Source organism: Aminobacter niigataensis (genome assembly GCF_946995915.1).
Classification (GTDB): domain Bacteria; phylum Pseudomonadota; class Alphaproteobacteria; order Rhizobiales; family Rhizobiaceae; genus Aminobacter; species Aminobacter niigataensis.
The window spans coordinates 301,250-314,148 of sequence record NZ_OX341518.1 but is presented as its reverse complement, the minus strand read 5'-3'; the positions used below and the strand labels follow the sequence as shown (position 1 = coordinate 314,148).

Genomic DNA, 12,899 nt, shown 5'->3' with positions numbered 1-12,899 from the left:
ATGGCGCAACAAAAAAAGCTGAGTGTCCTGGTTGCCGAGCGCAACCCGCTGGTGATCGCCGCGTTGCGCGACATGATCAGCCGCGACGAGCGCTTCGATTTTGCCGAAGGCGTCCAGAGCGGTGAGGCCTTCATCAAGGCGGTGGCGGGATCGCAGCCCTCATTCGACGTCGCCATCGTCGCCTGGAAGCTGTCCGACATGGATGCCAGCGAGGTGCTGATCGAGCTTCAGCGCCGGCAATTGACGGCGCGCCTGGTCATTTTCTCCAACGACCATGACATCGGCATCCTCAAGCAATGCGTACGGCTGGGCGCGCAGGGCTTCTGCTACCAGTTCGACGATCCCTGCATCCTGTTTGACACGCTTCTGGCAGTCGCCAACGGCCGTATCTGCATCCCTTACATTGATGTCGCCAAGATCAACGAGACGCCGCTGTCGCGCCTGACCACCCGCGAGCTCGAACTGCTCGGCGTCTTGTCCGACGGCTGGACCAATCTGCAGATCGCGACGCGGACCGGAATCTCGGAAAACACGGTCAAGTACCACCTGAAAAATCTCTACGACAAGCTGGGCGTGCGCAACCGTGCGATGGCGGTCGCGCTCTACGCCAGCGAGCGCAAGCGCGGCCCGCAGCCGATCCCGCGATAGAGGATACCAGCCATACGTCAGTGGCTGTCGTGGTCATTGCGGCAGAGCCAGGGCCTTCTTCTCTTCCGCCTCCGACAGCGGGGCTCCCGCATTAGTCGTCGTCAGGTAGGAATCGACTGCCTCCGTGGCACCGGCCGGAACATAATCTTCTTCCGCCGCCTGGGCCGCCACTGCCAGCCGGACGTCCCACCCCTGTTCCGGGCGGCAGGCGATCGATACGACGGCAGATCTTGACGCGCGGTGAAGCTCGAACTCGCGGCACAATGTGCCGCTCGCGTCACGGAAGCTGGAAACGAGTTTCAGCGTGCCATCGCCGGCCACAACATCGGTGCCTGAGGGCGCCGAGTCGAGTGCCTGGATAATTGCGGCGTCGCCGATCGTCGTCATGGCCAGGTTGCCGGAGGCCGGCGCGCCTGCCTGGCCGGCGAGGTAGCCGCCAGCGCCGAAGACCACAGCCGCCAGCGATGCCGCCAGCGGCATTGCCCAGGTCGAACGAACCGGGTGCGTGTCGCGCGGCGGAAAGGCGACGACGTTGTTCGCCGCCACCTGCGGGGCTGAAGGATCAGTGGCTAGTTCCCGCGCCTCGTCGATCATCTTTTGGACCGACCGTGTCAGCGCTTCTGGGACCGGCTCCTCAATCAGCGGCTTGAGCGCGGATGCTGCCAGTGCGCGGCTTTCGATGAAAGCGGCGACCCGGGCAACGAGATCGTCGTCCGTCTCCATGGCGGCCTCGACGGTTGCCGTCGTCTTGGCGTCGAGTTCGCCGTCGGCAAATGCCATCAAGGTTTCGTCGTCGAATTCGCGCCTGCTCATTTGTTTCCACCTTTTTCGGGTGAACGATCGGTCCCGGAGTTTATTCCAGCCGCGTCGGCAAGATTCTTGCGGGCGCGGGAGAGCCTGCTCATGACGGTGCCGATCGGAATGGACAATATCTCCGCCGCCTCCTTGTACGAAAGGTCCTCGACGCAGACGAGTAGCAGCACCTCCCGCTGATCGTCCGGCAACTGGTCGATTGCCAGGGCGACGCTTTTCAGGGTCAGCCGGGCTTCGGCGTCGCGCTCGCCACTTGAACCGGTAATGTCGGGGGTGTCGTCGATGTCTTGTTGCGGTCCCGCCGTCTTGGCGCGACGAACGTGGTCGATCCACAGGTTGCGCAGGATGCGGAACATCCAGGCGTCGAATCTGGTGCCGGGCTCGAATCGGTCCTGGCTGGCCAGAGCGCGCTCGCACGCCGCCTGCACGAGGTCGTCGGCGAGATCGCGCGATCGGCACAGCGAAATGGCGAACCGGCGCAAATTGGGAAGGAAAGCAATCAGGCGGTCGCTGACCTGAACCTCGTCACCCCTCATGCGGTCGTACCTATCGCTTCCCACGGAATAAAACGGACACTGGCCCGTTGGTCCCAAAATGCACAATTGCATTCGAAATGATATGGTATGCCGACACACTTATGTGGATCGCTGACATTTGCCGCGAGTGTGTCGTGATGCCGGGAAAGGACGAACCATGTTTCTGAACGCGTCATCAGCTTCGCTTGCCGTTGCCTTTGCGCTGGCGTTGGCCGGCGGAAGTCTTGGCGTGCCTTTCGTGCCGCCGAATTACGGCGGCCTGTTCGGTATCGGAGTTGCACTGGCCGACGACGACGACGGTGGCAGTGACAGTAGCGATGATAGCGATAGCAGCGACGATAGTGACAGCAGCGACGATAGCGATACCAGTGATCCCGATGATGGCGACGACGATGATATCGATGGCGATGGCGATGGCGTAGCGGACGACCGCAGGGGCGGGGATCGGTCGAATCGTGCCAGCAGGCGGGCAGTCCTGGCTTCTCGCGTGGTTCAGGTCGATCGCCAGGCACCTCGGCAGATCGTAGCACTTGGCCTCGATGATGCCGCGATAGCCGAGCTTACCGCGACCGGCTATTCAGTTCGAGATCGCAGGACGGTTTCGATTGCCGGCGCCGATATGGTGAGATTGGCAATTCCGCGCGGGGTGACGCTTGAAGCGGCGCGCGCGCGCGTGGCCGGTGCTGCGCCCGCTGCGGCGGTGGACCTCAACCACTTTTATCGGCCAGATGGCGCCCATGCCGAACCGTGCGGTGCAGACAATTGCCTAGCGCGCAACGTCGTCGGCTGGCCCGAGGGTGCCGCGATGCCTGGCCGATGCGCCGTGCCGACGCGGATCGGCCTCATCGATACGGCCATCAATTCCGGCCATCTGGCTTTCGTCGGCGCTAAGGTCGAGACGATCCGCCTGGAGGCTGGCAATCTGCCTGACTCAGGACGCCAGCATGGCACCGCCGTGGCTGCACTGCTTGTCGGCTCGGCTGAAAGCCGCACGCCCGGCCTGGTGCCCGGAGGCGAACTCATTGCGGTGGATGCCTTTCATCGTGGCGCGGGCAATGATGATCGCTCGGCGGTCTATGAACTTGTCCGCGCGATCGACCTGCTGGCGGCTCGTGGCGTGAAGGTGATCAACATGAGCCTGACCGGCCCTCCCAACCTGCTGCTCAAGCAGGCGATCGAGAGGGCTGCCGCACGTGGCATCGTGCTGGTGGCGGCGGCTGGCAATGATGGACCGCGCGCAGCACCGCTCTATCCCGGAGGTTACGACGGTGTGATTGCGGTGACGGCGATCGACCGGAGCAAGAACCCCTACCGCCGCGCCGGCGCCGGCGACCATGTCGACATCGCTGCGCCGGGCGTTCAGGTGTGGACCGCCGCTTCGATCAAGGGCGCCCAATCGAAGACGGGCACCTCTTTTGCGGCACCGTTTGTAACTGCGGCGGCTGCAATGATGCTGGCTGCAAATCCTGAATTGAAGGCAGCCGATGTCGAAGGGCTGCTGCAGCAGTCGGCCGAGGATCTGGGCAAGCCGGGCAAGGATCCGGTCTTTGGCTGGGGGCTGCTGAACGCTCGCGCCATCTGCGGGACTTGAAGCGGACCGACCACTTTTCTCCATCTGAGCAGCCGAAAAAAGGAAGCCGGTGCGGGCCCGCAGCGGCTTTTTCTTTTGCCGTGGATATTGTTCCTTGGCGGCTCAAGTGAGCAATGTCCAAGCGTTGCATTAGCGAAAATCAGAATAATCCAGGGCTGTCCGTTCTGAAGCCGGCGTCATTCATGAAATTGTCATCGGACATTCATGGGTGCGGAAAGTCAAATCGTAACGCATTGTTTTATATAGTCATTTTCAGTCTTCCCGATCGCATGAAAAAAATCGCCTGCGGCGGAATAGAGTCTGTTTACGTCCGTTCTTCCTGACGTCGCCGCCATCGCGGCGGAAAGTCAGGAGATCGAACATGCCATTCCTCTATTCCCCAGCGCCTCTGGGCTGCTTGTCATCGGGTCCACGCGCCTCGACCTGCCCCAGCCTACAAGTCTGTGTCCAGGGGAGGTCGAAATGACACCGCAGGTACTGCAGAACCTCTTCGTCATGGAATTCGTGCGCTTTGCCGTGGATGTTGCCGGCATGTCGATCCTGCTGTTCGGCATGTACTACCGGCGCTATCGCGACAAGGAACTCGTCACCGCCGCTGCGCTCTTCAACATCTTCGTTTTCGCGGTCCTGACCGTGCTCTCGGTGGTCGATTTCGGCGTGGCAGCCGGTTTCGGACTGTTTGCGATCCTGGCGCTTTTCACGCTTCGGTCGGAACCGCTCAGCAAGACGGAGATGACCTATTTCTTCGGCAGCGTCGCCATTGCCGTGATTTCATCCGTGCAGGGAACCACGATCCCGTTCGCGGCCGCGACCGTGCTGTTTGTACTGATCGGCGCCTATGTCATCGACCACCCGAAGATGCTGCAATCCGTCAGCGGCACCAAGGTTTCGCTCGACAAGATCCATCTGGCGCTGCTGTCGGATCCGGTGGCGATGCGCGCGGAACTGTCCGCGCGGCTCGGCGTCGACGTGCTGTCCTACCAGGTCCTCCAGCTCGACTACATCACCGAAATGGCGAAGCTCAATGTCCATTATCGCAAGCACTGACACCTGGCTGGAGCGCGGTTTCCTGCCCATCAGCCTTTCCCAGCTGAACGGCAAAGCCGCCATGCTCGAGCGTCTGGATAACAAGTACGTCGTCGACGCCACGGTGCTGAAGCACGCCGCCGGTGACCTGGCCCAGGCTTTCGACATGCTGGAAATCGACGGGCTGCGGGCCTTCACATACGAGACCTGCTATTTCGACGATGCCGACCGTCGCAGCTATTTCGACCATCATCAGGGCAGGCGCCAGCGTGCCAAGGTCAGGGTGCGCCGCTACGCCGAGGCCGGCCTGTGCTTCCTTGAAGTCAAGCTGAAGGACAAGCGCGGCATCACCGTCAAGAAACGTCTCGACCGGGACCTGTCGAAATTCGGCGTTCTGGACGATGCGGCCATCGCCTACATCGACGATGTGTATCGAGCCCAGTACGGCCAGCCGTTTCCGCACGAGCTGTCCCGCGTCATCGACATGCGCTACCGGCGCATGACGCTGGTCGCCAAGCAAGGCGGCGAGCGCATGACGATCGATTGCGGCCTGCAGTTCTTCACCCCGGACGCGCAGCACACGGTCGACGATGGCCTGTTCATCGTCGAGACGAAATCGGCCAACGGCAATGGCGTCGCCGACGCCATACTGAGGGCGCTGCATCAGCATCCGACGAAACGATGCTCGAAATATTGCGTCGGCACCGCGCTGCTCAATCCAGGCACCAAGCACAACAAATTCCTGCCGGCCTTGCGCAAGCTTGGCGGCTTCCCGAGCCGCGGGGCACAGCCCCTGGCTACCCAACAATAGGAGAGAATGAGATGACCAACAAAATCATACCCGCGCTGCTTCTATGCACCTCGGTCCTTGCACCCGTATCCTTTGCAGCGGCACAGTCGCCCACTTTCGCGCTGACCTTGCTCGACAGCAAAGCCAGCCCGGCCAGCGGTCCGAACGGCCACAATGTCAACGAGCTGTCCGGCCTCGCCTGGGATGCGGACGACAAGCTGCTCTATGCGGTTTCGGACGACGGCGTGCTGCATCACTTCCGCGTCGAAATCAAAGACAACAAGATCGCCAGCATGGAGCCGGTGTTTTCGGTGCAACTCGTGACCGGAACGACGCCCGCACTCGTCAACGCCGAAGGGCTCGCCGTGGTCAATGGCGACAATGGCGTGCCATCCGACGGCGAACTCCTCGTCGCGTTCGAGGATGGCCCCGCGATCCATCGGTTCAAGCCGGACGGCACGCCGATCGAAGCCGTGGCGCTGCCGGGCACCTTGTCGGATGTTGCACAATACAACGAACCGAACAGCCGGCTGGAAGCAGTGGCCGCCACGAGCGACCGCGGCATCGTTACGGCTCCGGAGGAGGCGATGCAAGGCCAGCCCGGCGACACACACACGATCTACGGCCTGGATGGCGGACGCTGGACGTTCCCGACCTTCCAGCCGAAGCGAAGCAATCTGAAAGCCATCGAGACGATGCCCGGTGGCCAGTTACTGGTGCTCGAACGCACGCGCGAAACCAAGGGAGGTCCCAGCATCGGCCGGTTGCGCGTCGTCGACCCGCAGGCCTGCGCTGCCGAGACATGCACGGCCACAGAACTGGATGCGGGGGCCAGCAGGCTGCTGAACGACAATTTCGAAGGCATGGCCCGTCTCACCGACGAGCTCTATCTGGCCGTGACCGACAAGACCAAGAAGGAAACGCCGTCTACTGAGTTTGTCCTGTTCTCGGTCAGCAAGCCGGACTGACGCCGCGGCGGCGAAGTCACCTGGTCAATGGACCAACTCGGCAGGCATTCTTTGCCTGCCGAAAATCATGAGTAACGCCGTTCCGGTGCCGCTCGGTTCGCGACTCCCGATGTCGCTAACAAGTCAAAATGACGCTTTGGCAGCTAAAAACGCCGTGTGCGAGCCCTCCACCCCGGGCTTCGGGCCTGTCCCGCAAAATTTCCGACATCCTGCCAGATCGGTAAAAGTCAATCTATTCAACGTTGTTCTGCCTTGGCCCAACGTTGTGGTGCGGCATGTGCGCGCGGCTTCGCTTGACAGCAATTTAAGTTTGTCTGACATTCCTCTGGGGAAATTAATTTCCCGCACAATGAAGCCGAAAACGGCCAGGAGGAGGAGGAGAATGGAAGCGACATTAGCCCATCGAAGCGGAGATGCGACGCTTGAGCAGCGCATCGACAAGATGCACAGGCGCGATCGAGCGGGCCTCGTGATTTTTGTTGTGGTGCTGTGGTGCACCATGTTGTTCGCGCTGTTCAGCGTCTGGTCCTACATCTCGCTGCCCGCCATCCGCGTGATTCTTTCGATCGCTTGCGCGCTGGTGCTGACGTTCAACACGGCGGCCATCGTCGCCATGCTGCGCCACTACGTCGAAGACAAACACTTCATCTATGGCCTTGACCTCAAGCATCTCGACGAGATGCGGCGTCGCCGGGGCTGAGGAAACGCACAATGGCTTACAAACCTCCAAAGCAGGGCCTCGCGGGCCAGATTTTTGACGTCGTGACTTTGCTCGTGCTCACCATCGGCGCGCTCTACATTCCGCTCTACTTGGGCCTCGCCGGTGCCGCCAAGGTGCCGAACCCGATCGCCAACCCGACCTGGGAAGCGCTTGGCCAGAACGCCACCGAGCAGCAGCAATGGGCAGCACTCGGCATCACCGATCCGGCAGCCGCCAACGACATCATCACCGCTCGTTTCGACTACAGCTTCAGCTGGGTCGCGCTGATCGTCATGGCCGTGCTGGTCATCGGCTACTTCGTCATGGTCGTGCGGCTGTCCGACAAGGAATATCGCGAAGTCATCGAAGAACGCTTCGGCAAGAAGCGATAGGGAGAGGCCACAATGGATACCTGGAACATCCTGGAATACGTGGCCTGGGCACTCTCAGCCATGTTCGGCGTGCTGATGCTCATCGACCTCATCCGCATCGACACCACCTACGACAACGAACTGCTGATCTCTTCTCGCGAAGGCGAGATCGAGGCAACGGCAGAACGCCACGAGATCTGAGGGGACGACGATGGCAAATGTAACTTCAACGGCGGCGGAGCCTGAACGGCTTCAGCTGCTGCGCGTGCTCGGTCCGGCCCATATCTGGGCGCTCGGCGTCGGCATCGTGCTCGTCGGCGAATATATGGGCTGGAACTTCTCGGTCGGCAAAGGCGGCATGATCGCCGGCCTCGTCGCCTGCTGGGTTGCCGGCCTGCTCTATACCTGCGTCGCCATGATCGACTCCGAAGTGACCTCGACGGTCGCTGCGGCCGGCGGCCAGTATGCCCAGGCCAAGCACATCGTCGGCCCACTGATGGCCTTCAACGTCGGTCTGTTCCTGGTCATGGCCTACACCATGCTCGAGGCTGCCAATGCGATCACTGTCGGCTTCCTGCTTGACACGGTTGCGGGCATGCAAGGGCATTCCGGGCTCAACCAGCAACCCTTCATCATCCTCGCCATCATGTTCCTGGCGTGGCTTAACTATCGCGGCGTGCTGGCGACCCTGACCTTCAACCTGGTCATCACCGCAATCGCCTTCCTGGCGATTATCACGCTGTTCATCTCCGTGCAGTTCGGCGCGTCCAACGTGCCGCTCGACTTCTCGGCGGTCACCACCGATCCGCTGCCTTATGGCTGGGTCGGCATCGTCGCGGCGCTGCATTTCGGCCTCTGGTACTATCTCGGGATCGAGGGTACCTGCCAGGCGGCCGAGGAAGTGCGCTCGCCGGCACGTTCGCTGCCCTACGGCACCATGGCCGGCATCATGACGCTGCTGATCGCGGCGACCATGACCTGGTATGTTTGCTCGGGCCTGGTGCCGTGGGAATATCTCGGCCAGGCCGGCACTCCGCTGTTCGATGCCGCTCGCGTCACCGGCAGCACCGGGCTGATGATCCTGCTGTTCGTCGGCACCACCTTCGCCACGCTGGCGTCGGCCAATGGCTGCATCAACGACGCCTCGCGCGCCTGGTTCTCGATGGGCCGCGACCGCTACCTGCCGAGCTGGTTCGGTGCCGTGCATCCGGTCTACCGGACGCCTTACCGCGCCATCGTCTTCCTGGTTCCGATCGCGCTCATCTTCGCGCTCGGCGCACCGCTCGACCAGGTCGTGACCTTCTCGATCCTGTCGGGTCTGCTCGGATACACCTTCATGACCTTCAACATGGTGATGTTCCGCAACAAGTGGCCGCTCGACACGATCAAGCGCGGCTATGTGCATCCGTTCCATCCGCTGCCGACGATCGTCCTGCTGATCCTGTGCTCGACCGCCTATTTCGCCGTCTTCCTCGGCTATGGCACGCAGCTCAGCGCGATGATGTGCTTCTACATCGTGGCATCGCTCTGGTTCCATTTCCGGCGCTACCAGTTCGTGCGCCGCGGCGACCAGTTCACCATGCCCTGGCCGAAGCCGGTCGGTTACTGACCATCCAAGGAATGGCGGCGCGGACCTCGCGCCGCCATTTTCGCAACAAGGCGGCCCCCCAATGCTCACCACCATTGCCCTATCAGTCTTCGCCGCGGTTTCTTGCGGCTGGATGGGCGTGTGCGCTGTTCGCGACCATCGCGCGGCACTGGCCGAGCGCAAGAGCCTGCTCGACGACGCGGCGAGGCTGTTTGCCAGTTCCCGCATCACTTTCGGGCCCGACCATTTTCCTGTTGTGGTGGGCCGGCTCGACGACGGCAGGCAGGCCAAGATCGAACTCATTGCCGACACGATGGTCACGCGCCGGCTTCCCCAGCTCTGGCTCAGGGTCACACTCAGCGAACATCGTACCATCCAGCGCCCGATCATCGGAGCGCTGGCTCGTCCGACCGGCGCCGAATATTATTCGCTCGTCCACGACATGACGGACTGGATCACGCCTCCCGAGACGGAGGCTTCGCTGCTGATGCGCGGCGACGGCCGCGCGACGGCCTGGCAGGCCGAGCGGGTCTCGGCACTCTTCCAAAATCTGTTTGCCGATCCAACGGTCAAGGAAGCCGTCATCACCCCGGGTGGCACCCGTATCATAAGGCAAGCCGCGCAAGGCGACCCTGGCGCACATAAGGTGCTGCGGCAGGCGCGCTTTCCGCTAACATCGATCCCGGCCGAACTGGTGCGGGTCGCCCTTGCCGAAGCCGAGGCGCTGAGCGCCGTACTTGCCGAAGACGAACACGCAGTTTCGGCCTGTGAAGCAGCCTGAGGAAAATCGATGGCCAAGCCGATCAATCCCTATCTCGTGCTCGCCCTGGCGATCGTCCTGCCGGGGGCCGGCCACGTCGCGGTGCGCGATCCCAAGCGAGGGCTCGCCTTCGCATTCTTCGTCGTCCTGTTCGCGGTGATTTCCTACGCCACCACAACTCCCGAGACGTCGTTCATCGGCCGTCATGCCGGCGGCCTGTTCGTCTGGGCGCTGTCGATCCCCGATGCCTATCGCCGCGCCCGCCTGCTCAGCGTCATGGCGCCAAAGGCCTGATTTATCGGCCCGTTATCCGGCAATCGCGGCGCTCAGCCAGTGCATCGAGGCTGCCGGCGTTGGGGCAGAAATCCCGATAGGATCTTTCGAACTCTCCCGTGGAAAGCCGGTCGCTGCAGAGGCGTCGTACTGAGCACATCATGCAGGTCCGGCGCATGTCGCGGTTCCATACCGGGTAGCGGTTCTCGAAGGCCTCTGCATCGATACCCCTGGATTTGACAGCCTCGGGCAGGAGGACCTTCGAAGCGAAGGCAACACGCATGGACTGCCTGAAATCCGACTGCGATAGCCCGCACTCCGCGAGCATGCGCTCGCCGTCATTGCCCAACTGGCTGATCTCCTGCAGCGCGGCACTGCGCTGGCGCCAATCCTTGTAAAGGAGCACGGCTGAGCGCCAAAGTTCGTACGCTTGCGGTATCCCACTCATTTTCTGCAACCTCCCGATACGTGAGGAGACCCTCACCCTGCGCAACTGTGGCAGGCCGGGCGGCGGCATTCCTTGTGCTGGATCAAACTGGCGATCAAAAACGAAAAAGGGGCGGATTGCCCGGCGAGCAATCCGCCCCAACAGAGGCCCTGCGTGAAATTGCCTGTCAGGCGGCGGTCTGCGAGATCACGCCGCGACGGATCTGGTCTTCCTCGATGGATTCAAACAGCGCGCGGAAGTTGCCTTCGCCGAAGCCCTCGTCGCCCTTGCGCTGGATGAACTCGAAGAAGATCGGCCCGATCACGGTCTTGGAGAAGATCTGCAGCAGGATCTTGGTCGTGCCGCCGTCGACCACGCCTTCGCCGTCGATCAGGATGCCGTGCTTCTTCATGCTTTCGATCGGCTCGTCATGACCGTGCACGCGGTTGCGCGACTTCTCGTAATAGGTGTCGGGCGGGCCGGGCATGAACTTCAGGCCCTTGTCGGCGATCCTGTCGGTGGCGGCATAGATGTCGTCGCTGCCCACTGCGATGTGCTGGATGCCTTCGCCCTTGTACTTCCTCAGATATTCCTCGATCTGGCTGGTGTCGTCCTTGGACTCGTTCAGCGGGATGCGGATCTTGCCGCAGGGCGAGGTGATGGCGCGGCTGACGAGGCCGGTGATGCGGCCGTCGATGTTGAAGAAGTGGATTTGCTTGAAGCCGAACAGCTCGCGGTAGAAGTCCCACCACTTGTCCATGTTGCCGCGATAGACATTGTGGGTCAGGTGGTCGAGGAAGTAGAAGCCAACGCCCTCCGGCTTCGGATCGGCCTCGCCGAGCCAGTCGAATTCCGCCGCATAGGCCGAGCCCTTGGCACCATATTTGTCGACGAAATAGAGCAGCGAGCCGCCGATGCCGACGATGGCCGGTACGTCGAGCGCCTTGTCGTTGTCGGTGTAGGGCACGGCACCCTTCGACACCGCGTGGTTGAAGGCGTGCTTGGCATCGACCACGCGCCAAGCCATCGAGGCAGCACACGGGCCGTGCTCGTCGACGAAGCGCATGGCGTGGCTGCCGGGCTCGGCGTTGACGATGTAGTTGATGTCGCCCTGGCGCCAGACGGTGATCTTTTTCGCCTTGTGACGGGCGACCGGCTGATAGCCCATGCGGGTGAAAAGCTCTTCCAGCTTCTCGGGCTCGGGATGGGCGAATTCGACGAATTCGAAGCCGTCGGTGCCGGCAGGGTTGTCGGCGCTGATCTTGGCAGGCGGCGCGTCGTGCGGAAACGGACCCATGGAAACTCCTCCTCGGAAACTGACTGACGCATATTGTGCTCCCATTTCGATGCAATGTGCTTGCATTCTGACGCCGTATGGGCCGATCTATGCGCGAAACGCGCATGAAGCGGGAGAATCATGCAATGGCTGACGGTCTCGACCAGTTCGACCTCAAGATCCTGCGCGAACTGCAGCGCGATGGCCGGCTGACCAATAACGAGCTTTCGGAAAAGATCGCGCTGTCGGCGTCGCAGTGCTCACGCCGCCGTGCTCGGCTGGAGGCCGACGGCTTCATCCGCGGCTACCAGGCCATGCTGGACCGCGAGAAGCTGGGGCTGGATTTGCTGGTGGTGGTGGCTGTGACGCTGGCGACCCATAATCGAGACAACGCGCGGCGCTTCGCGCAACTGGTCAACGATCTGCCGGAAGTGCTGGAGGCCTATTCGCTGACCGGCGAGATGGACTACCACTTGCAGGTAGTGGTTCGCGGGCTTTCCGACCTGTCGCGCTTCGTCAACGAGGTGCTGTTGCCGCATGACGCGGTCCAGCACGTCAAGACGTCGATCGTGCTCACGACATTGAAGAGCTTCGGCGGGCTGCCGATCGGGTAAATCAGTTAGGTCTTCGCCAACAACGCCCGCTCGACATCTGCCAGTCCTGCTTCGATGCGCTCGATGGCGCCGGCGCCGAGTACCTGTTCGAGGCTCGCCTGATAGGTGCGCGCGAGGTCGGCGATCTCGCGATAGGCCTTGAGGCCGGCGGCAGTCAGTTCCAGGTGCTCCACCCGGCGGTCGGCATCGTCTTCCGTCCGTTTCAGCCAGCGCCGCTGTTCCAGTTCGCGCACGGCACGGCTGACCTTCGTCTTGTGCATGTTGGAATGCGCCCCGACCTCTGTCGCCGTCATCCGCCCGGCGCTGCCGAGTGCGGCGAGCGTACGCCATTCCGGACGGGTCATCTGGTAGCGCTGCTTGTATTCGCGTGCGAAGCTCAGGCTGATCAACTCGGCGGCGCGGTTCAGCCGATAGGGCAGGAAGCTCTCGAGATCGAAGGACGGAGGCATCGAACAGCCTTTGATAGTTACAAAATCAACGGTTACAATTGCAACCAATTCGACGATCTCATGTGCTGA

General features: G+C 62.0%; 17 protein-coding genes. 12 read left to right on the top strand and 5 right to left on the bottom strand.

What is annotated here, in order from left to right; all coding sequences use genetic code 11:
- The gene (locus O1Y97_RS25780; protein WP_199914659.1) at positions 1-648 is read left to right on the top strand and encodes a LuxR C-terminal-related transcriptional regulator; all 648 of its coding nucleotides are present in this window, start codon (positions 1-3) and stop codon (positions 646-648) included.
- A 33-nt stretch (positions 649-681) separates the two neighbouring features.
- Here O1Y97_RS25780 and O1Y97_RS25775 read toward each other — a convergent pair whose 3' ends face one another.
- Together O1Y97_RS25775 and O1Y97_RS25770 are read right to left on the bottom strand one after the other, a co-directional pair.
- Positions 682-1,461, bottom strand: coding sequence for an anti-sigma factor family protein (locus O1Y97_RS25775; protein ID WP_268738149.1), 780 nt, complete (start codon positions 1,459-1,461; stop codon positions 682-684).
- Positions 1,458-1,997 carry an RNA polymerase sigma factor gene (locus O1Y97_RS25770; RefSeq protein WP_183263984.1) on the bottom strand — a complete coding sequence of 180 codons (540 nt, stop codon included), beginning with the start codon at positions 1,995-1,997 and terminating at the stop codon, positions 1,458-1,460. The genes O1Y97_RS25775 and O1Y97_RS25770 overlap by 4 nt, the downstream gene beginning before the upstream one ends.
- Before the next feature lie 157 nt (positions 1,998-2,154).
- On the opposite strand from O1Y97_RS25770, the gene O1Y97_RS25765 reads away from it, so the two are divergent.
- The 10 genes from O1Y97_RS25765 to O1Y97_RS25720 all read left to right on the top strand — a co-directional run bounded on the left by O1Y97_RS25765 (position 2,155) and on the right by O1Y97_RS25720 (position 10,085).
- Positions 2,155-3,588 carry a S8 family serine peptidase gene (locus tag O1Y97_RS25765; protein ID WP_268738148.1) on the top strand — a complete coding sequence of 478 codons (1,434 nt, stop codon included), beginning with the start codon at positions 2,155-2,157 and terminating at the stop codon, positions 3,586-3,588.
- A gap of 531 nt (positions 3,589-4,119) precedes the next feature.
- Complete coding sequence (locus O1Y97_RS25760) at positions 4,120-4,635, top strand: DUF4956 domain-containing protein (protein ID WP_183264015.1); 516 nt, start codon at positions 4,120-4,122, stop codon at positions 4,633-4,635.
- The gene (locus O1Y97_RS25755; RefSeq protein ID WP_108610230.1) at positions 4,613-5,425 is read left to right on the top strand and encodes a polyphosphate polymerase domain-containing protein; all 813 of its coding nucleotides are present in this window, start codon (positions 4,613-4,615) and stop codon (positions 5,423-5,425) included. The genes O1Y97_RS25760 and O1Y97_RS25755 overlap by 23 nt, the downstream gene beginning before the upstream one ends.
- Positions 5,426-5,436: 11 nt before the next feature.
- Positions 5,437-6,372 (top strand): esterase-like activity of phytase family protein, encoded by a 936-nt coding sequence (locus O1Y97_RS25750; protein ID WP_268738147.1) that lies wholly within the window; start codon positions 5,437-5,439, stop codon positions 6,370-6,372.
- Positions 6,373-6,754: 382 nt separating this feature from the next.
- The gene (locus O1Y97_RS25745; protein ID WP_108610232.1) at positions 6,755-7,072 is read left to right on the top strand and encodes a hypothetical protein; all 318 of its coding nucleotides are present in this window, start codon (positions 6,755-6,757) and stop codon (positions 7,070-7,072) included.
- Positions 7,073-7,083: 11 nt separating this feature from the next.
- Complete coding sequence (locus O1Y97_RS25740) at positions 7,084-7,464, top strand: hypothetical protein (protein WP_108610233.1); 381 nt, start codon at positions 7,084-7,086, stop codon at positions 7,462-7,464.
- A 12-nt stretch (positions 7,465-7,476) separates the two neighbouring features.
- Positions 7,477-7,644, top strand: coding sequence for a hypothetical protein (locus O1Y97_RS25735; RefSeq protein ID WP_108610234.1), 168 nt, complete (start codon positions 7,477-7,479; stop codon positions 7,642-7,644).
- Between the two features lie 10 nt (positions 7,645-7,654).
- Positions 7,655-9,052, top strand: coding sequence for an APC family permease (locus tag O1Y97_RS25730; protein WP_108610235.1), 1,398 nt, complete (start codon positions 7,655-7,657; stop codon positions 9,050-9,052).
- A 61-nt stretch (positions 9,053-9,113) separates the two neighbouring features.
- Positions 9,114-9,812, top strand: a complete 699-nt coding sequence (locus O1Y97_RS25725; RefSeq protein ID WP_108610236.1) for a hypothetical protein — start codon at positions 9,114-9,116, stop codon at positions 9,810-9,812.
- A 9-nt stretch (positions 9,813-9,821) separates the two neighbouring features.
- Positions 9,822-10,085: a hypothetical protein gene (locus O1Y97_RS25720; protein WP_108610237.1), complete on the top strand. Its 264-nt coding sequence runs from the start codon at positions 9,822-9,824 to the stop codon at positions 10,083-10,085.
- A gap of 1 nt (position 10,086) precedes the next feature.
- Here O1Y97_RS25720 and O1Y97_RS25715 read toward each other — a convergent pair whose 3' ends face one another.
- Together O1Y97_RS25715 and hppD are read right to left on the bottom strand one after the other, a co-directional pair.
- The gene (locus tag O1Y97_RS25715) at positions 10,087-10,512 is read right to left on the bottom strand and encodes a hypothetical protein (RefSeq protein WP_268738146.1); all 426 of its coding nucleotides are present in this window, start codon (positions 10,510-10,512) and stop codon (positions 10,087-10,089) included.
- Positions 10,513-10,678: 166 nt separating this feature from the next.
- The gene (gene hppD, locus O1Y97_RS25710; RefSeq protein ID WP_108610239.1) at positions 10,679-11,788 is read right to left on the bottom strand and encodes a 4-hydroxyphenylpyruvate dioxygenase; all 1,110 of its coding nucleotides are present in this window, start codon (positions 11,786-11,788) and stop codon (positions 10,679-10,681) included.
- A 125-nt stretch (positions 11,789-11,913) separates the two neighbouring features.
- Here hppD and O1Y97_RS25705 point away from each other — a divergent pair, with 125 nt between their 5' ends.
- On the top strand, positions 11,914-12,381 hold the full coding sequence (locus tag O1Y97_RS25705; protein ID WP_108610379.1) for an Lrp/AsnC family transcriptional regulator: 468 nt from the start codon (positions 11,914-11,916) through the stop codon (positions 12,379-12,381).
- Between the two features lie 5 nt (positions 12,382-12,386).
- Here O1Y97_RS25705 and O1Y97_RS25700 read toward each other — a convergent pair whose 3' ends face one another.
- Positions 12,387-12,830, bottom strand: a complete 444-nt coding sequence (locus tag O1Y97_RS25700) for a MarR family winged helix-turn-helix transcriptional regulator (RefSeq protein ID WP_183263977.1) — start codon at positions 12,828-12,830, stop codon at positions 12,387-12,389.
- Positions 12,831-12,899 lie beyond the last annotated feature (69 nt).

Excerpts from the sequence above, each read along its gene's own strand:
- O1Y97_RS25725 (WP_108610236.1), top strand. The coding sequence starts at position 9,114 with ATGCTCACCACCATTGCCCTATCAGTCTTCGCCGCGGTTTCTTGCGGC.
- O1Y97_RS25730 (WP_108610235.1), top strand. The coding sequence starts at position 7,655 with ATGGCAAATGTAACTTCAACGGCGGCGGAGCCTGAACGGCTTCAGCTG.
- hppD (WP_108610239.1), bottom strand. The coding sequence starts at position 11,788 with ATGGGTCCGTTTCCGCACGACGCGCCGCCTGCCAAGATCAGCGCCGAC.
- O1Y97_RS25735 (WP_108610234.1), top strand. The coding sequence starts at position 7,477 with ATGGATACCTGGAACATCCTGGAATACGTGGCCTGGGCACTCTCAGCC.
- O1Y97_RS25765 (WP_268738148.1), top strand. The coding sequence starts at position 2,155 with ATGTTTCTGAACGCGTCATCAGCTTCGCTTGCCGTTGCCTTTGCGCTG.
- O1Y97_RS25715 (WP_268738146.1), bottom strand. The coding sequence starts at position 10,512 with ATGAGTGGGATACCGCAAGCGTACGAACTTTGGCGCTCAGCCGTGCTC.
- O1Y97_RS25760 (WP_183264015.1), top strand. The coding sequence starts at position 4,120 with ATGTCGATCCTGCTGTTCGGCATGTACTACCGGCGCTATCGCGACAAG.
- O1Y97_RS25780 (WP_199914659.1), top strand. The coding sequence starts at position 1 with ATGGCGCAACAAAAAAAGCTGAGTGTCCTGGTTGCCGAGCGCAACCCG.
- O1Y97_RS25720 (WP_108610237.1), top strand. The coding sequence starts at position 9,822 with ATGGCCAAGCCGATCAATCCCTATCTCGTGCTCGCCCTGGCGATCGTC.
- O1Y97_RS25740 (WP_108610233.1), top strand. The coding sequence starts at position 7,084 with ATGGCTTACAAACCTCCAAAGCAGGGCCTCGCGGGCCAGATTTTTGAC.
- O1Y97_RS25775 (WP_268738149.1), bottom strand. The coding sequence starts at position 1,461 with ATGAGCAGGCGCGAATTCGACGACGAAACCTTGATGGCATTTGCCGAC.
- O1Y97_RS25755 (WP_108610230.1), top strand. The coding sequence starts at position 4,613 with ATGTCCATTATCGCAAGCACTGACACCTGGCTGGAGCGCGGTTTCCTG.
- O1Y97_RS25745 (WP_108610232.1), top strand. The coding sequence starts at position 6,755 with ATGGAAGCGACATTAGCCCATCGAAGCGGAGATGCGACGCTTGAGCAG.
- O1Y97_RS25750 (WP_268738147.1), top strand. The coding sequence starts at position 5,437 with ATGACCAACAAAATCATACCCGCGCTGCTTCTATGCACCTCGGTCCTT.
- O1Y97_RS25700 (WP_183263977.1), bottom strand. The coding sequence starts at position 12,830 with ATGCCTCCGTCCTTCGATCTCGAGAGCTTCCTGCCCTATCGGCTGAAC.
- O1Y97_RS25705 (WP_108610379.1), top strand. The coding sequence starts at position 11,914 with ATGGCTGACGGTCTCGACCAGTTCGACCTCAAGATCCTGCGCGAACTG.
- O1Y97_RS25770 (WP_183263984.1), bottom strand. The coding sequence starts at position 1,997 with ATGAGGGGTGACGAGGTTCAGGTCAGCGACCGCCTGATTGCTTTCCTT.